Below are 16,065 nucleotides of genomic sequence, written 5' to 3' on the forward strand. Positions count from 1 at the left end.
GTACGCGAGATGGGGGTGCGGTGCTCCGCGACGTAGATCTGACCGACCTCGAGCGCGAGCTCGTCCTGGCGATGGACAAGGACGATCAGGCGCAGCTGTACGCGAAGACCGGTGATCCCGCGGCCGACGACCCGGCCAATGGTGCGGATTGGCCCGCGTCGCGGCAGATCCGGGCCGAACTCCTCGCGGAGTTGCTCACCGGCGCGCGCCCGGTGCAGCGGGGCCGGGTGGTCATGCTGATGGGCGTGCGCGTGGTCGGCTCGCTCAACCTCACCTCCGCCACCCTGAGCCGCGTGCTGATCCTGGCGCAGTGCCACGTGGACGAGACGATCGAGCTCATCGACGCGCGCACGTCGCGCATCGCCCTGATCGAATCCCACCTCGGCGGGCTGAACGCACAGCGGGCGCGCATCGACGGTTCGCTCAACCTGCGCCGCAGCCGCACCTCCGACGCGGTGATCGACCTGCTCGGCGCGCACATCGACGGTCAGCTGATCCTCAGCGGCGCCCACCTGCGCAACTCGCGTGGCCCGGCGCTGCGCGCGAACGGGGTGACCGCGGTGCAGGGCATCTTCCTCGGCACCGATCTGCTCGACGACCGTGAGTCGCAAGCGTTTTCCGCCGAGGGCCTGGTGGACCTGTCGAACGCGTCCAGCGGGTGGGGCCTGGACCTGTCCGGTGCGCGCCTGAGCTCGCCGCGGCAGTACGCGCTCCTGGCCGAGCGGGCCTCCCTCACCGGGGAAGCGGTGTTCGAGAACGCCGAAATCGACGGCGCGATCAGCTTGCAGGACGCGCGGATCAGCGGTTCGCTGTTGCTGACCGGCGCCCGGATCACCTGCTTCGGCTGGTCCGCGCTCTACGCGCCGCGGCTGGCGGTCGGCCAGGACGTGCGCGGTAACCCGGTCGTGCGCGGTGGCGTGGAGCTCACGGACGCGCGCATCGACGGCAACCTCGACCTGCGCGGTGCCCGCGTCAAGCAGCGCGGCGGCACGGCGCTCGCCGCGCAGCACCTCGTCGTCGGCCGGTCGGTGTTCTGCGCCGACGGCTTTCACGCCACGGGCGTGGTCAACCTGCGGGGCACCCGGGTCGGCGGCTCGCTGGACCTCGGCGGGGCGCGGTTCACCAACCCCGGTGGCATCGCGCTGAACGCGAACCGCGTGACCGTGCCGGGCGAGCTGCACGGCGACAAGTCCACTTTCCGGGGCGAGGTCCTGCTGCGCAACGCGCAGGTGGCCACTGTGGACCTCAGCGGAGCGCGCCTGCTCAACCCGGGCGGCTCCGCGCTGTCCGCCGACACCCTCCGGATCGATCGCTGCCTGTTCGGCCTGAACCGGTTCACCGTCCGGGGCAAGATCGTGCTGACCGGCTCGTCGATCCAGGAGATGCAGCTCACCGGCGCGCGGCTGTCGAACCCGGGGGGTGCCGCGGTGGTGGCGCGGGGGCTCACGGTCCACGACGACCTCAAGGCCGACGACCTGATCGCGCGCGGCGCCGTGGAGTTGCCGGACGCCCGGCTGGGTGTGCTGGACCTGACCGGCGCCGAACTCGCCGGGAGCCCCCGGAGCCTGGCGCTCGACCGGGCGCGGATCGGCCGGTTGTCACTGCGGTTGCGGCGGGCACCGGAGGGCGCCGTCGATCTGGGCAACGCGAGCGCCGAGGTCCTCGACGACGAGCCGCGCACCTGGCCGCGGTACCTGCGGCTCAACGGGTTCACCTACCGCTGGCTGGCCAACGACGACGTGCCGGTCGCCCAGCGCCTGGACTGGCTGGACCGCAACGAGGGCCGGTTCGCGCCGGGCACTTACGACCGGCTCGCCGCGTGCTACCGCGAGTCCGGTCGCCTCGAGGACGCGCGCCGCGTCGCGTACGCCAAACAGCGACGGCGGCGGCGCGAGCTGCACCGGCCGGGCAAGGTGTGGAACGCCCTGCTGCAGGTGACGGTGGGTTATGGGTACCGGCCGTGGCTCGCCGGGGTGTGGCTCGGCGCCCTGCTGGCCGTCGGCGCGGTGGTGTTCGGCCTGACCTACCCCGGCGGTTTCGTCGCGAAGGGCGTGGACGTGCCGCGGTTCAACGCCTTCGCCTACGCGCTGGACGTGGTCCTGCCGGTGGACCTCGGTCAGCAGACCGGGTGGTTCCCGCAGGGCCTCGCGGTGACCACGAGCTGGGTGCTGCTGGTCGGCGGCTGGATCCTGGCCGCGGCGCTGATCGCGGGCGTCACCAACGCGCTGAAACGGGACTAGCGGGCCAGCACGATCACCACGACGGCCGCGGCGGCGGCGACCAGCAGGAAGAACAAGCCGAACGGCACCGGACGGCGGCGCCAGGGCGTGTTCAGGTCCAGCGCGAGGCGGCCGGATCCGGTGAACAGCAGCGCGAACGCGACACCCGCGAGCAGCAGCTCGAACTCGAAACCGCGCGGCTCGAAGAACCCGCCGCGCCACTGCGCGTAGACGGCGTTCGCGGTGACGCCGAGCAGCGCGGCGGCACCGGCCTGGGTGAACAGGCCCAGCACCACCAGCAGGGCGCCGACGAGCTCGCTGAGACCGGTGATCCACGCCAGCAGCGTCGGCTGGGCGGTGTAGCCCAGCGATTCCAGCATGCGGGCCGTGCCGTCGATGCCCGGGCCCTGGAACAGGCCGAACACCTTCTGCAACCCGTGCGCACCCATGATCGCCGCGAGCAGGACCCGCAGCACGAGCAGCGCGAAATCGAAACCGCCGTGGTAGCGGTTCACCGGCGGCGACGGCCGGTCCTCGACACCGGAGAGCACGCTGGTGCTATCGGCGTCCGGTGCAGGGTAGTACCCGGACTCGGTGAACGGGTTGCGGGCCGGTGGATCGTCCTGCGGGCTGGTCACCCCGCGCAGGGTAGCTCAGGCGGACGGTTCCCGGCTCTCGCCGAGCCGGCCGGCCAGGTCCGCCAGGTCGCCGGCGTGCAGGTCGAACCGGTCCGCGGGGGCGGGCGGATCACCGACCGGGCGGGCGACGTAGGCGGTGCGCAGGCCCAGCGCCTGCGCACCGCGCAGGTCCCAGGCGTGCGCGGCGACCATCAGCAGCCGCTCCGGCGGTCGCCCGGACACGGCGACGGCCAGCTGGTAGACCGCCGGATCCGGTTTGTACGTCCGGGCATCCTCGGCGGACAGCGCCTGGTGCCAGCGCAGTCCGGCGTGGGCGTTGAGTTCGAGCAGCGCCGTCCGGCTCGCGTTGGACAGCCCGATCAGCGGGAACCGGTCGGCGAGCCGGGCGAGCCCCGCCACGGTGTCCGGCCACGGCGGGAGCCGGCGAGCCGAGCGGGCCAGCTCCGCCACGGCGGCCGGGTCGTCGACCCCGGCGGCGGTGGCGACCAGCTGGGCGGCCTCCCGGTCCAGGTCTTCGGTGGTGAGGTAGGGCCGGTCACCGTCGAGAACGCGACGCTGCTCGCCCTCGATGTGCTGCTGCCACATCGACAGCAGCTGCTCGATGCGGGGCTCGTCGAGCGCCGGGTCGAGCGCCCGGATACCGGCGCGGATACCCGCGGGTTCGTCGACGAGCGTGCCGAGCACGTCGAACACGATCGCGTCGATCTCCAGCTGGGGCATGGGCCACGGTCTCCTGTAAGGGTTAAAGTTACGATTAACCGAGAACGTAGGGGAGGCTCGCCACGGATGCAAGTTGTGCTGGACGAGTACGCCTGGGCGGCGGGAGTGGCGACCGAGCTGGTCAACACGACCGCCGAGGTCTGGCGCGGCGACGACCACCTGCCCGATCTGGCCGCCCTCGTCGCGTTCGCCGACCGGCACGGCCCGGGGAACGGCGGCGGCTCCCGCGCGCTGTCCGAACTCGCCCGCCGCGCACGCGAAACCGACCTCCAGGCCGTCCACGCACTGCGGACGACCGTGCGCGACCTCATCGATCACCCCGAACGGGATCGCCTCGTCGCCGGCGCCACCGCGCTCACCGCCCCCGCCCAGGGCGTCACCCTCGTTCCCGCTCCCGCACCCGGCAGCGGCACGCAGTGGGCCACCCGCCTCCGCGCCGACGGCACCGTCGCCGACGCGCTCTCGGTGATCTGCGGCGTCGGCATCCTCGGGGTCGTGCACGTCCTCGGCGCGCCGCGGTTCCGCCAATGCGGCGCACCGACCTGCCGGGGAGCCTTCATCGACACCACCCGGCCGGGCCGTCGCCGCTACTGCATGCCGGGCCTGTGCGGCAACCGCACCAACGTCGCCAACCACCGCGCCCGGAGGGCCGCGGCCCGCGGCCCGGAGCAGACCGGCTCCGGCGACGGGTCCGGTCAGGACACTTGACGCTCACCCGTGCCGCGCTCGACGCAGAACTCGTTGCCCTCGGGGTCGCGCAGGGTGACCCAGCCGAGCCCGTCGGCGGTGCGGTGGTCCTCGTGCGGTTCCGCGCCGAGGGCGGGTAGCCGCGCCACCTCCTCGTCCCGCGTCCGGCCGTCCGGCATCCAGTCGAGGTGGACGCGGTTCTTCGCGGCCTTGCCCTCCGGCACGCGGATGAACAGCAGGCCAGGCACCTCGCTCGGCCTAGTATTCCCCGCGCACCAGGTTGTTCGGCAGCTCCCCGCCGGCGTAGCGGGCGATTTCCGCCGCCACCACCGCGTACGAGCGGCGCTGGCTGCCCGTCACCGAGCCGGCCACGTGCGGGGTCAGCACCACGTTCGGCGCCGTCCACAGTGGATGGTCCGGGGGCAGCGGTTCCGGGTCGGTCACGTCGAGCGCGGCGCGCAACCGGCCGGCCCGCAGCTCGGCGAGCAGCGCGGCGGTGTCGACCACCGGCCCGCGGGCGGCGTTGACGAGGATCGCGCCGTCCGGCATGGCGGCGAGGAACTCCGCGCCGGCCATCCCCCGGGTGCGGGAGGTCAGCGGCACCACCAGGACGGCGACGTCGTGCCCGGGCAGCAGCGCGGGCAGCTCGTCCACCGCGTGCACGCCGTCCCGCCCGGTCACGCCGACCATCGTGACGCGCGCGTCGAAGGCCACCAGCCGGCGCTCGAGCTGCCGCCCCAGGTCGCCGGCGCCGATCACGAGCACCCGCTTGTCCTGCAGGGTGCCGGTGGCGTGCGGGTCCCACCGGTGCGCGGCCTGACCGGCGGCGAAGCCCGGCAGCTCACGGTAGATCGACAGCAGCACGGCCACGACCCATTCGGCTGTGCTGCCACCGTGCGCGCCCCGGCAGGTGGACAGCAGGACCCCGTCCGGCACCGTGCCGATCCAGTTCTCCGCGCCGGCCGACAGCAGCTGGATCAGCTTCAGGTTGGGCAGCGCGCCGAGCACGGCGGCGCGCTCCTCGGGCCGGTGCGCACCGGGCACGAGGACCTCCGCCTCGGCGGCCCCGGCCGGCAGCGGCTCGCGCCAGCTGTAGCGGACGGGTCGCACCCCGGCGAGCTCACGCAGCGCGCGCACGCCGTCTTCGTCGGGAACCAGCACGGTGACGGGCATGATCGCCACGGTACTTACCCGTCGTTCACCAGGCGGCACCTAGGCTGGGCGGGTGCGCGTCGGGATGGGGAAGGCGCCGCGGCGGCCGTGGTGGCTGCTCGCGGCCTGCGGGCTGCTGCTGAGCGGCTGCGCCCAGTTCGACGACCGGGCCGCGAACCAGACGTTCGAACCGGCGCCCGAGCTCACCGCGCCGGCCGGTCCCCAGCCCCAGGTACCCGAGGCCGGCGGCGGTGCCGACCCCTCGCGGCCGAGCACCCCGCAGACGTCGATCCCGCCGCCCCAGGGCTGCACCGATTACGACCAGTCGGTCATCGCGACCTGCCTGGACACCGTGTCCGCCGTCGCGGCCCTGCCGAACACCGGGGCGGCGCCGGGCGCGCTGGCCGCCGAGCGGAAGACCGGCCGGGTCGTGCAGGTCACGGCGGGCGGCCCGGCCACCGAGGTGACGCGCCTGGACGTGCAGGCGACGGGCGACGGCGGTCTCACCGGGCTCGCCCTGTCCCCCACCTACCCCGAGGACCAGCTGGTGTTCGCCTACGTCACGACGGCGACGGACAACCGGGTGGTCCGGTTCACGCGCGGCCAGCAGCCGAAGCCGGTGCTGACGGGCATCCCGAAGGGCGCGACGGGCAACCGCGGCGCGATCATGACCGACGGGAAGGGCGCGCTGCTCGTCGCGACCGGCGACGCCGGCAACCCGTCCGCCGCGGCCGACCCGCGATCGCTGGCCGGAAAGGTGCTGCGTATCGACACGACCGGCAACGCGGCCGAGGGCAACCCGGCGCCCGGGTCGCGGGTCTACGCCAGCGGGGTGCACTCCCCCGGCGGTCTGTGCCAGGCGACGGACGGCTCCCGCACCTGGATCACCGACCGCGGCGCCGACGTGGACGCGCTGTACGCCGTCACCCCCGGCGCGTCGCTCGCCGTGCCGACCTGGACGTGGCCGGAGAAGCCGGCGCTGGCGGGCTGCGCGGACAGCGGCGCGTCGATCGTCATCGCCTCCTCGGTGGGCGCCAACCTGCAGGAACTGCCCATCACGCTGGACGGCTCGGTCGGCGGCAAACCGAAACCGCTGATGGACGGCAAGAACGGGACCGCCTACGGCCGCTACGGCGGCCTGGACCAGATCGACAGCCAGTTCGCCCTGGTGGGAACCGTCAACAAGGACGGCGGCCAGCCGGTGTCCAGCGACGACCGGGTGGTGCTGATCTCACTGCAGGCCACCCCCAGCGGCGGCAGCGGCAAGGACTAGCGCCGGCACACCGACCGCCGGGCGTTCAGATTCGCGCGTGACGCCCCGGATCCAGGAACCCCACGGATCCCTCGCCACGCAGCACGAGATCCGCGGCCACCCGGCCGATGGCGGGCGCCATCTTGAACCCGTGCCCGGAGAACCCGCCCAGCACCACCACGTTCGGCACGCCCGGCACGGCCCCCACCAGCGGATGCCCATCGGCGGTGTAGCCGTCCATGTGCACGGACACCCGGTGCGGATAGGGATGCAGCTCCGGCAGGCAGTCCTCCACCAGTGAGCTGATCGCCGACAGCGCGGACGGCCGCACGTCCCGGTCGAGCGCGTCCGGATCGGCAACCGGATCCTCCGCGACCAGCGCCACCTTCACCGAGCCCCCGTCGAAGGTGGGAATGCCGAAGACGTGCCGCTCCCCGCTCTGCCGGATGAAGACCGGGAACCGCTCCGGGCCGTACCGCGCCGGGTCGGTGGTCGCGAACCACGTCATGACGATCCGCCGCACGTGCACCGCGTCCGCCAGCGCCGGGACCAGCCGGGCGGTCCACGGCCCACCGGCGACCACCACCTGCCGCACGGTGAAGCGCCGCTCCCCGGCCACCACCACGACGTGGTCGTCGAACGGCTCGATCGCGGTGACGGCCGTCCCGCGGTGCACGCGGGCGCCCAGCGAAACCGCCCGGGTCACGGCCGCGATCACCGCGAACTCCGGCCGCAGCACCCCGGCGGTGTGGTCGAGCACCGCCATCTCGCCGTCGGCCAGCCGGTGCTGCGGGTACCGCCACGCCATCGCCGCGGCGTCGAGCACCTCCGCGGGCAGCCCGAAGCGTTCGATCGAGGCCAGCACGTTGGCCATCGCCTCGGTGCCCTCGGCGCCGATGGTGAGCCCGCCGGTCGCGGTCAGCAGCCGGCTGCCCGATTCCACCTCGAGCTCCCGCCACAGCCGGTGCGCCTCCCGCAGGAGCGGCACGTACTCGGGCCCTTCCTGGTAGGCGGTGCGGAAGATCCGCGACTCGCCACCGGCGGCGGACCGGTCGTGCCCGATGCCGAACTGCTCGAACCCGAGGACGTCCGCCCCGGCGCAGGCGAGCTGCCACGCGGTCATCGACCCCATGGTGCCCAGCCCGACCACCGCCACGTCGGCGTCGACTGCCATGACCACCCCCATCAGCGGCGCCGCAGCGCCCGCACGTCCAGCACCGCGGCGGCCACCGAAGCGACACCGCCGAGCATGCCCAGGTACCGCCCGATCCCCGCGTACCACACGATGCCGCCCTGGCCGAGCAGCGCGCGGGTGTCCTCGTCGAACTGCCGGCCCATCGCGAACCACGCGAGCAGCATCAACACCAGCGCCACCGCCGCACAGATCAGCCACAGGTGCGGCAGCCCAGCCGTCCGCACCTTGCGGAACTGCCCGCACGCCACCACGGCGACCCCGGCGACGAGCAGCAACAGCGGCCCGCACCAGGCCAGGAACCCGCCGGTCCACGCGTCCCGCGCCACGTCCGAGGACGGCAGGTCCCGCAACGCCTCCTCGACGACCTGGTCCTGCGCCGACAGGTTCGTCCACGGCAGGAACAGGGCGAGCGCGGCCAGCACGCCCGCCCCGAACCCCGTCCATTCGCGCCAGCTGACGCGCGCGAACGAAAACCGCGCCGGCTCCGCGGACACCTTCGGCGGCATCCTCAGGCGCCCACCCGCTCGATGATCAGCTCACGCACGCGCTTGGCGTCGGCCTGGCCCTTGGTCGCCTTCATGACGGCACCGACGATCGCGCCCGCGGCCTGGACCTTGCCGCCGCGGATCTTGTCGGCGATGTCCGGCTGCGCGGCCAGCGCCTCGTCGACCGCGGCGAGCAGCGCCGAGTCGTCCGACACGACCTTGAGGCCCCGCTTCTCGACGACCTCGTCCGGCTCGCCCTCACCGGCCAGCACACCCTTGACCACCTCGCGCGCGAGCTTGTTGGTCAGCTCGCCGGAGTCGACCAGCGCGGCGACGCGGGCGACCTGCGCCGGGGTGATCGGCAGCGCGGCGATCTCGACCTCGCGGGAGTTGGCCTCCTGCGCCAGGAAGTTGACCCACCAGCTGCGCGCGTCGTTCGGCTTCGCACCCGCGGCGACCGTCGCCTCGACCAGCTCGACCGCGCCGGAGTTGAACAGGTCCCGCAGTTCCTCGGCGGAGAGGTTCCACTCGGTCTGGATGCGCTTCCGGCGGGCGGCCGGCATCTCCGGCAGCGTCCCGCGCAGCTCCGCCACCCATTCCCGCGACGGGGCGATCGGCACCAGGTCGGGCTCGGGGAAGTACCGGTAGTCCTCGGCGGTCTCCTTGGTGCGGCCGGGCGAGGTGGTGCCGTCGGCCTCCTGGAAGTGCCGGGTCTCCTGGGTGACCGTGCCACCGGCGACGAGCACCGCGGCCTGCCGTGTCATCTCGTAGCGCACGGCCCGCTCGACACTGCGGAAGGAGTTGACGTTCTTCGTCTCGGTGCGGGTGCCGAACTCGCTCGCCCCCTTCGGCATCAGCGACACGTTGGCGTCGCAGCGCAGCGAGCCCTGGTCCATCCGCACGTCCGACACGTCCAGCGCACGCAGCAGGTCCCGCAGCGCGGTCACGTACGCACGCGCGACCTCGGGGGCCCGCTCGCCCATGCCGACGATCGGCTTGGTGACGATCTCGATCAGCGGTACACCGGCCCGGTTGTAGTCGAGCAGCGAGTGCTCCGCACCGTGAATCCGCCCGGTCGCGCCGCCGACGTGCAGCGACTTGCCGGTGTCCTCCTCCATGTGCGCGCGCTCGATCTCCACGCGCACGACCTCGCCGTCGTCCAGGGTGACGTCCAGGTAGCCGTTCACCGCGATCGGCTCGTCGTACTGCGAGGTCTGGAAGTTCTTCGGCATGTCCGGGTAGAAGTAGTTCTTCCGGGCGAACCGGCACCACTCGGCGATCTCGCAGTTGAGCGCCAGGCCGATGCGGATCGCGCCCTCGACACCCTTGCCGTTGAGCACCGGCAGCGCGCCGGGCAGGCCGAGGCAGGTCGGGCACACGTGGGTGTTGGGCTCGCCGCCGAACTCGCTGGGGCAGCCGCAGAACATCTTGGTCTTCGTGTTCAGCTCGACGTGGACCTCGAGCCCGAGCACCGGGTCGAACCGCTCGACGACCTCGGCGTAGTCCATGACTTCGGCAACGGCGGTCACGCCGAGACTCCCTTCAGCTCCGGAACCCGGTCGATGATCGGGCCGCGCGCGACCTCGTAGGCGGCGCCGACCCGGTAGAGCCGGTCGTCGGCCAGCGCCGGAGCCATGATCTGCAGCCCGACCGGCAGCCCGTCCTCATCGGACAGTCCACTGGGCACGCTCATGGCGGCGTTGCCCGCCAGGTTCGCCGGGATCGTGCACAGGTCCGCGAGGTACATCGCCATCGGGTCGTCGACCCGCTCGCCGATCTTGAACGCGGTGGTCGGGGTGGTCGGCGAGACCAGCACGTCGACCTTGGCGAACGCGGCCTCGAAGTCCCGGGCGATCAGCGTCCGCACCTTCTGGGCCGAGCCGTAGTAGGCGTCGTAGTAGCCGGACGACAACGCATACGTGCCGAGCATGATCCGGCGCTTGACCTCGGCGCCGAAACCGGCCTCCCGCGTGGCCGACATGACCTCTTCGGCGCTGTGCGTGCCGTCGTCGGCGACCCGCAGGCCGTAGCGCATCGCGTCGAAGCGGGCCAGGTTCGACGACGCCTCGCTCGGCGCGATCAGGTAGTACGCCGGCAGCGCGTAGACGAAGTTCGGGCAGGACACCTCGACGACCTCGGCGCCCAGCGCCGTCAGCTGCGCGACCGCCGCCTCGAAGGAACGCTGCACGCCGGCCTGGTAGCCCTCGCCGCTGAACTCCTTGACCACGCCGACCCGGACACCGGTGAGGTCACCCCGCAGGCCCTCGCGGGCCGCGGCGACCACCGGCGGCACGGGCGCGTCGATCGAGGTCGAGTCGAGCGGGTCGTGCCCGGCGATGACCTCGTGCAGCAGCGCCGCGTCCAGCACCGTCCGGGCGCACGGCCCGGCCTGGTCGAGCGAGGAGGAGAACGCCACCAGCCCGTACCGGGACACGCCGCCGTAGGTCGGCTTCACGCCGACGGTGCCGGTGACCGCCCCCGGCTGGCGGATCGAGCCGCCGGTGTCGGTGCCGATCGCCAGCGGCGCCTCGAAGGCGGCCAGCGACGCGGCCGAGCCGCCGCCGGAACCACCCGGGATGCGGGCGTGGTCCCACGGGTTGCGCGTGGGACCGAACGCCGAGTTCTCGGTGGAGGAACCCATCGCGAACTCGTCCATGTTCGTCTTGCCCAGGATCGGCACGCCCGCCTCGCGCAGCTTGCGCGTGACCGTCGCGTCGTACGGCGGGATCCAGTGCTCCAGGGTCTTCGACCCGCAGGTGGTGGGCAGGCCCGCGGTGGTCAGCACGTCCTTGAGGGCGAGCGGGACGCCGGCGATCGGCGAGGCCGGGGCCTCGCCCTGCGCCAGCGCGGAGTCCACCGCCCGCGCCGCCGCCAGGGCGCCCTCGGCGTCGACGGTGAGGAACGCGTGCACGGCCTCGTCGACCTCGCCGATGCGGTCCAGGTGCGCCCGCGTGACCTCCTCCGAGGTCACCTCGCGCGCGTGGATCTTCCCGGCCAGCTCGGCCGCGGACAGGCGTGTTAGGTCGGTCACTGTTCCTCCCCCAGGATCCGCGGCACCCGGAAGCGGCCTTCTTCGGCGGCCGGCGCACCGGCCAGGGCCTGCTGCTGGGTCAGCCCGGGCCGGACCACGTCCTCGCGGAAGACGTTCGTGAGCGGCACGGCGTGCGAGGTCGGCGGCACGTCGCCGTCGGCGACCTCGCTGACCTTGGCCACCGCGTCCAGAATCTGGTCGAGCTGACCTGCGAAGACGTTCAGCTCCTCGTCGGTGACGGCGAGCCTGGCGAGCTTGGCCAGGTGCGCGACCTCGTCGCGGGAAATGTTGGGCACGCGGGTGACTCCCGGGGTGTGCGGATCGGTGTTTCGGTGAGACACAAGTCTATGGCGGCGGGGCTTGCGACCTCGACCGGGTTGTGAACGGAGCGCGCGCAATCCGGTCTCGGTAGGCAGACGATGGCTCCCCGTGACGGGCTTCGTCTGTCACAATCAGCGGCCGGTTGCGCTCCCCGGCGAGGCGGGAGCGCCGGACCCGAGAGGGGTTCACGTGTCCTTCCTGATCCGGGTGCAGCTCCCGGACACGCCAGGAACCCTCGGAGCGGTCGCGACGGCTCTCGGCACGATCGGGGCGGACATCCTCTCGGTGGACGTGGTCGAGCGCGGCGGAGGGGTGGCGATCGACGACATGGTCGTCGAGCTGCCGTCGGGCCGGCTGCCGGACGCGGTGATCACCGCCGCGGAGAGCGTGGAGGGCGTCGAGGTCGACGCGGTGCGCCCCTACGCGGGAGTGCTGGACACCCACCGCGAGCTGGAACTGGTCGAGGAGATCGCCGACCGGCCGGCGTCCGGGCTGGCGGTGCTGGTCGAAGGCGTGCCGCGGATCATCCGCGCGGGATGGGCGATCGTGGTGTCGGTCGGCGCCGGCGGTGTGCAGCGGCTGGCCTCGTCCAGCGCGGCGCCCGAGGTGCCGATCACCCACCTGCCGTGGTTGCCGCTGGAGCGGGCCACGATCCTCGACGCCGAGGACACCTGGGTCCCGGAGACGTGGCAGGAACTGGGCACCGAGCTCGCCGCCACCCCGTTGGGCAAGCCGGACAAGGCCCTGCTGGTGGGACGCCCCGGTGGGCCCATGTTCCGCGCCGCCGAGGTCGCCCGGCTGGCCCACCTGGCCGGGATCGTCGCCGTCGTGCTGGACGGCTGATCACCGCAGTTTCGACGGCCACCAGATGCGGCGGCCGACGTCCAGGGTCAGCGCGGGCACCAGCAGCGACCGCACGATCAGCGTGTCGAGCAGGACGCCGAAGGCGACGATGAACGCGATCTGCGCCAGGAACAGGATCGGGATCACCGCCAGGCTGGCGAAGGTCGCCGCGAGCACCACCCCGGCGGAGGTGATGACGCCGCCGGTGAGCGTGAGCCCGCGGAGCGTGCCGTCCCGGGTGCCCGCTCGGACGGCCTCCTCCCGCACCCGGGTCATCAGGAAGATGTTGTAGTCGATCCCGAGCGCCACCAGGAACACGAACCCGAACAGCGGCACCGCCGGATCGGCACCCGGGAAACCCAGCAGGTGGTTGAACACCAGCGCGGACACGCCCATGGTGGCGGCGAAGGACAGCACGACCGTCGCGATCAGCAGCAGCGGCGCCAGCAGCGCCCGCAGCAGGAGCGCGAGCACCGCGAAGATCACCACCAGGACGATCGGAATGATCACCGCGCGGTCCCGTTCGGAGGTCCGCTGCGTGTCGAGCTGCGTGGCGGTGGTGCCGCCCACGACCGCGTCCGCTCCGGGCACGGCGTGCACCGCGGTGCGCACGCGGCCGACCGTGTCCACGGCCGGCTGGGAATCGGCCGCGTCGGTCAGGGTCGCGAGGATCTGCACCCGGCCGCCGACCTCCTTCGGCGCCACGGCGACCTGCGCAACGCCGTCCACCCGGGCTGCCTGGGCGACCGCCGGGGCGGCACTCGCGTTGGCGATGATCACCGTCGGGGAACCGGAACCGCCGGGGAAGTGCCGGACCAGGACCTCCTGCCCGGCGACCGAGTCGACCGGGGTGAGGAACAGGTCGGTCTGCGCGACCCCGCCGGCCTTGAGCTGCGGGACGAACGCGGCGCCCGCGAGCAGCAGCACCGTGGTGCCGATCCAGATCGCCCGCGGCCTGGCCCCGACGGCCGTGGCGATGCGGCCCCAGATCCCGCGGGACTCCGGGTGCGGTGAGCCGAACTTCGGCCGGATCGGCCAGAACGCGGCCCGGCCGAGCAGGGCCAGCGCGGCGGGCAGGAACGTGACCGAGGCGAGGAACGCGCAGGCGATGCCGATCGCGGCGACCGGGCCGAGCCCGCGGTTGGACTGCAGGTCGGAGAACAGCAGGCAGAGCACACCGAGCACGACGGTGCCCGCGGACGCGGCGATCGGGGGCAGGGTCGCGCGCCAGGCCCGGCGGATCGCCTCGAAGCGGCTTTCGGTGTCGCGAAGTTGTTCCCGGAACCGCGAGACTTGCAGCAGCGCGTAGTCGGTGGCGGCGCCGAAGACGAGGATGAACAGGATGCCCTGGCTCTGGCCGTTGAGGGTCAGCACGTCGTGGTCGGCGAGGACGTAGACGGCCAGGCTGGCCAGGCCGAGCGCGAACACCGCGCAGAGCAGCACGACCAGTGGCAGCAGCGGGCTGCGGTAGACGACCACCAGGATGAGCGCCACGACCAGGCCGGCGACCAGCAGCAGGAGGCCGTCGATGCCGCCGAAGGCGGTGACCAGGTCGGCGATCTGCGCGGCGGGGCCGGCGACGAGGACGGTCAGGCCCGCCGGGGGTTGCGCCACCTCGGCGCGGATCCGTCCGACGATCCCGCCGGGCTTGCCACCGATCCGGACGGGAACGGTCAGTTCGAGAGCCTGACCGTCGGGCTGGGACAGCTGCGGTCCGGTCGCGCCGGTGACGCCGGGGACGGCTTTCAGACGCTGGGCGGCCGCGGTGAGGAAGGCGGTGTCCGCGGGCGGGATGCCGGAGGTCCGCTCGGCGACGACGATCGCCGGGAGGGTCTGGTCGGCGGCGAAGGCCCGTTGTTCCGCGAGGGCACGGGTGGACTCGGCCGAGGCGGGCAGGAAGGCGGAGTTGTCGTTGGTCGAGACCTCGCTCAGCTTGCCGGCGTACGGCCCGCCGAACGCGCCGACCGCGAGCCAGGCGATCACGAGCAGAGCGGGGACGAGCCAGCGTGCGATCCTCATCGGCTACTGCAGCCCTGGGGTCGGGGAACTGTTCAGCAGGCTGAACGTTACCGGGAGGCGCGGTTGCCCGCAGAGCACGATCCGGCGAACCGGAGCACCGGCTGGTCCGCGGAGGAGACGATGGCGTCGTGGCCGACCGGCCGGTTGCTCTCGGCCGCGGCGCGGCTCGTGGAACCGCGGTGGACCGCGCGCCTGGCGGTGCTCGGGCTGTCGCACGCGCGGTTGATCGCGCGGCGGGCCGCTGTCGCAGCGGGAACTGGCGCGGCGGGTACCAGGTCACGGTCCAGACGATGAGCCGGACGTTCGAGCGGCTGTCCAGGTCGGCCTACCTGACGCGGATCCCCGACCCGCGCGACGGGCGCCGCTCGCTGGCCCGGCTGATCCCGGCGGGCGAGAGCGTGCTGGCGGTGGCGGAGCAGATCGCGCGGGACGACTCCCCGGTGATCGGCGCGCTCGGGCACGACGCGGCCGTCCGGCGGCGGCTCATCGAGCTCATCGGGCAACTCGGCGAAGGGTCATGACAACTGTCATAACTCCGCGCTAGGGTGCTGTCCATGAAGGCGGGCTTCCTGGGGCTGGGCGTGATGGGCACGCCGATGGCGCTCAACCTGGCGCGGGCGGGCACGCCGCTCGTGGTGTGGAACCGGACGCCGGCGAAGGCCGCGGTACTGGCGGCCGCGGGCGCGGAGGTCGCCGACAGCGCGGCCGAGGTGTGCGGGCGGGTGGACGTCGTGTTCCTCATGCTCGCCGACGGCGCCGCGGTGGACGCGGTGCTGGGCCGCGGCACGAACGAGTTCGCGGCGAACGTCGCCGGGCGGATCGTGGTGCACATGGGCACGACGTCACCGGAGTATTCACGTGCGCTGGGGGCGGATGTCTCCGCGGCCGGGGGCCGGTACGTCGAGGCACCGGTGTCCGGGTCGCGCAAACCGGCCGAAGCGGGACAGCTCGTGGCGATGCTCGCGGGCGAACCGTCGGCGGTCGCCGCGGTGCGGCCCTTGCTGCGGCCGATGTGCCACCAGGTGGTGGAGTGCGGACCGGCGCCGGGTGCGTTGCTGATGAAGCTCGCGGTGAACCTGTACCTGATCACCATGGTGACCGGCCTGGCCGAAGCGGTGCACTTCGCCGAGCGGCAAGGCCTGGACCTGGCCCGGTTCGTGGAGGTGCTGGACGCCGGCCCGATGGCCAGCAGCGTGTCCCGGATCAAGGCGGCGAAACTCCTGGCGGGCGATTTCACGGTGCAGGCGTCCATCGCGGACGTGCTGAAGAACAACCAGCTGATCGCCGAGGCGGCCCGCTCGGCGCGGCTGGCGTCGCCGCTGCTGGACGTCTGCCACGCCCTCTACGGGGAGACGCTGGACCTGGGCCACGGCGCCGAAGACATGGCGGCGGTGGTGCGCGCCATCGAACAGCGCACCGACGCCGCCTGACCGCTGAGCGAGACCGGCGACGCCGCACTCAGCGGCGAATCCGCCGCCCGCGCTCAGACCCGCCCGCGCCGCA

Annotated in this window: 15 protein-coding genes and 1 pseudogene; 6 read left to right on the forward strand and 10 right to left on the reverse strand. The window is 73.1% G+C overall.

The window, feature by feature from the left end; all coding sequences use genetic code 11:
• The first annotated feature begins 20 nt into the window (after nucleotides 1–20).
• The gene (locus FHX46_RS22450) at nucleotides 21–2,240 is read left to right on the forward strand and encodes a hypothetical protein (RefSeq protein ID WP_167118531.1); all 2,220 of its coding nucleotides are present in this window, start codon (nucleotides 21–23) and stop codon (nucleotides 2,238–2,240) included.
• On the opposite strand, the gene FHX46_RS22455 is transcribed toward FHX46_RS22450, so the two are convergent.
• The gene (locus FHX46_RS22455) at nucleotides 2,237–2,857 is read right to left on the reverse strand and encodes a DoxX family protein (protein WP_167118534.1); all 621 of its coding nucleotides are present in this window, start codon (nucleotides 2,855–2,857) and stop codon (nucleotides 2,237–2,239) included. The two genes, FHX46_RS22450 and FHX46_RS22455, sit on opposite strands and share 4 nt — an antisense overlap.
• A 15-nt stretch (nucleotides 2,858–2,872) precedes the next feature.
• Complete coding sequence (locus FHX46_RS22460) at nucleotides 2,873–3,577, reverse strand: haloacid dehalogenase type II (protein WP_167118536.1); 705 nt, start codon at nucleotides 3,575–3,577, stop codon at nucleotides 2,873–2,875.
• A 66-nt stretch (nucleotides 3,578–3,643) separates the two neighbouring features.
• On the opposite strand from FHX46_RS22460, the gene FHX46_RS22465 reads away from it, so the two are divergent.
• Nucleotides 3,644–4,285: a CGNR zinc finger domain-containing protein gene (locus FHX46_RS22465; protein WP_167118540.1), complete on the forward strand. Its 642-nt coding sequence runs from the start codon at nucleotides 3,644–3,646 to the stop codon at nucleotides 4,283–4,285.
• Here FHX46_RS22465 and FHX46_RS22470 read toward each other — a convergent pair.
• Together FHX46_RS22470 and FHX46_RS22475 are read right to left on the reverse strand one after the other, a co-directional pair.
• Nucleotides 4,273–4,539: pseudogene (locus FHX46_RS22470) on the reverse strand (VOC family protein); the annotation flags it as partial. The gene FHX46_RS22465 and the pseudogene FHX46_RS22470 overlap by 13 nt on opposite strands.
• Entirely contained in the window at nucleotides 4,523–5,437 is a 915-nt protein-coding gene (locus tag FHX46_RS22475; protein WP_167118546.1) for a 2-hydroxyacid dehydrogenase, read from the reverse strand. The gene FHX46_RS22475 and the pseudogene FHX46_RS22470, both read right to left, overlap by 17 nt.
• A gap of 52 nt (nucleotides 5,438–5,489) precedes the next feature.
• Between FHX46_RS22475 and FHX46_RS22480 the strand changes: the two genes are divergently transcribed.
• Nucleotides 5,490–6,689, forward strand: coding sequence for a PQQ-dependent sugar dehydrogenase (locus tag FHX46_RS22480; protein WP_313886220.1), 1,200 nt, complete (start codon nucleotides 5,490–5,492; stop codon nucleotides 6,687–6,689).
• Nucleotides 6,690–6,714: 25 nt separating this feature from the next.
• Here the strand turns inward: FHX46_RS22480 and solA are convergent, their stop codons facing one another.
• From solA to gatC, 5 genes are read right to left on the reverse strand one after another with little or no spacing between them, the layout of a single operon-like run.
• On the reverse strand, nucleotides 6,715–7,842 hold the full coding sequence (gene solA / locus FHX46_RS22485) for an N-methyl-L-tryptophan oxidase (RefSeq protein ID WP_167118549.1): 1,128 nt from the start codon (nucleotides 7,840–7,842) through the stop codon (nucleotides 6,715–6,717).
• 11 nt (nucleotides 7,843–7,853) lie between these two features.
• On the reverse strand, nucleotides 7,854–8,369 hold the full coding sequence (locus tag FHX46_RS22490) for a hypothetical protein (protein ID WP_167118552.1): 516 nt from the start codon (nucleotides 8,367–8,369) through the stop codon (nucleotides 7,854–7,856).
• Between the two features lie 2 nt (nucleotides 8,370–8,371).
• Complete coding sequence (gatB, locus tag FHX46_RS22495) at nucleotides 8,372–9,877, reverse strand: Asp-tRNA(Asn)/Glu-tRNA(Gln) amidotransferase subunit GatB (RefSeq protein ID WP_167118556.1); 1,506 nt, start codon at nucleotides 9,875–9,877, stop codon at nucleotides 8,372–8,374.
• On the reverse strand, nucleotides 9,874–11,379 hold the full coding sequence (gene gatA, locus FHX46_RS22500; protein ID WP_167118559.1) for an Asp-tRNA(Asn)/Glu-tRNA(Gln) amidotransferase subunit GatA: 1,506 nt from the start codon (nucleotides 11,377–11,379) through the stop codon (nucleotides 9,874–9,876). The genes gatB and gatA overlap by 4 nt, the downstream gene beginning before the upstream one ends.
• On the reverse strand, nucleotides 11,376–11,675 hold the full coding sequence (gene gatC / locus FHX46_RS22505; protein WP_167098794.1) for an Asp-tRNA(Asn)/Glu-tRNA(Gln) amidotransferase subunit GatC: 300 nt from the start codon (nucleotides 11,673–11,675) through the stop codon (nucleotides 11,376–11,378). The genes gatA and gatC overlap by 4 nt, the downstream gene beginning before the upstream one ends.
• 214 nt (nucleotides 11,676–11,889) lie before the next feature.
• Here gatC and FHX46_RS22510 point away from each other — a divergent pair, with 214 nt between their 5' ends.
• Entirely contained in the window at nucleotides 11,890–12,543 is a 654-nt protein-coding gene (locus tag FHX46_RS22510) for an amino acid-binding protein (RefSeq protein WP_167118561.1), read from the forward strand.
• On the opposite strand, the gene FHX46_RS22515 is transcribed toward FHX46_RS22510, so the two are convergent.
• Nucleotides 12,544–14,562 (reverse strand): MMPL family transporter, encoded by a 2,019-nt coding sequence (locus FHX46_RS22515; RefSeq protein ID WP_167118564.1) that lies wholly within the window; start codon nucleotides 14,560–14,562, stop codon nucleotides 12,544–12,546. It lies immediately after the preceding gene.
• Nucleotides 14,563–14,852: 290 nt separating this feature from the next.
• Here FHX46_RS22515 and FHX46_RS28620 point away from each other — a divergent pair, with 290 nt between their 5' ends.
• Together FHX46_RS28620 and FHX46_RS22525 are read left to right on the forward strand one after the other, a co-directional pair.
• Entirely contained in the window at nucleotides 14,853–15,083 is a 231-nt protein-coding gene (locus FHX46_RS28620; protein WP_243871324.1) for a hypothetical protein, read from the forward strand.
• 33 nt (nucleotides 15,084–15,116) lie between these two features.
• Complete coding sequence (locus FHX46_RS22525) at nucleotides 15,117–15,992, forward strand: NAD(P)-dependent oxidoreductase (protein ID WP_167118565.1); 876 nt, start codon at nucleotides 15,117–15,119, stop codon at nucleotides 15,990–15,992.
• Nucleotides 15,993–16,065 lie beyond the last annotated feature (73 nt).

Source organism: Amycolatopsis viridis (assembly GCF_011758765.1).
In the GTDB taxonomy this organism is placed as follows: Bacteria; Actinomycetota; Actinomycetes; order Mycobacteriales; family Pseudonocardiaceae; genus Amycolatopsis_E; species Amycolatopsis_E viridis.

Coding starts and splice junctions, on each gene's coding strand:
- FHX46_RS22460 (WP_167118536.1), bottom strand. CDS start 3,577: ATGCCCCAGCTGGAGATCGACGCGATCGTGTTCGACGTGCTCGGCACG.
- FHX46_RS22465 (WP_167118540.1), top strand. CDS start 3,644: ATGCAAGTTGTGCTGGACGAGTACGCCTGGGCGGCGGGAGTGGCGACC.
- FHX46_RS22475 (WP_167118546.1), bottom strand. CDS start 5,437: ATGCCCGTCACCGTGCTGGTTCCCGACGAAGACGGCGTGCGCGCGCTG.
- solA (WP_167118549.1), bottom strand. CDS start 7,842: ATGGCAGTCGACGCCGACGTGGCGGTGGTCGGGCTGGGCACCATGGGG.
- FHX46_RS22490 (WP_167118552.1), bottom strand. CDS start 8,369: ATGCCGCCGAAGGTGTCCGCGGAGCCGGCGCGGTTTTCGTTCGCGCGC.
- FHX46_RS22515 (WP_167118564.1), bottom strand. CDS start 14,562: ATGAGGATCGCACGCTGGCTCGTCCCCGCTCTGCTCGTGATCGCCTGG.
- FHX46_RS28620 (WP_243871324.1), top strand. CDS start 14,853: ATGAGCCGGACGTTCGAGCGGCTGTCCAGGTCGGCCTACCTGACGCGG.
- FHX46_RS22525 (WP_167118565.1), top strand. CDS start 15,117: ATGAAGGCGGGCTTCCTGGGGCTGGGCGTGATGGGCACGCCGATGGCG.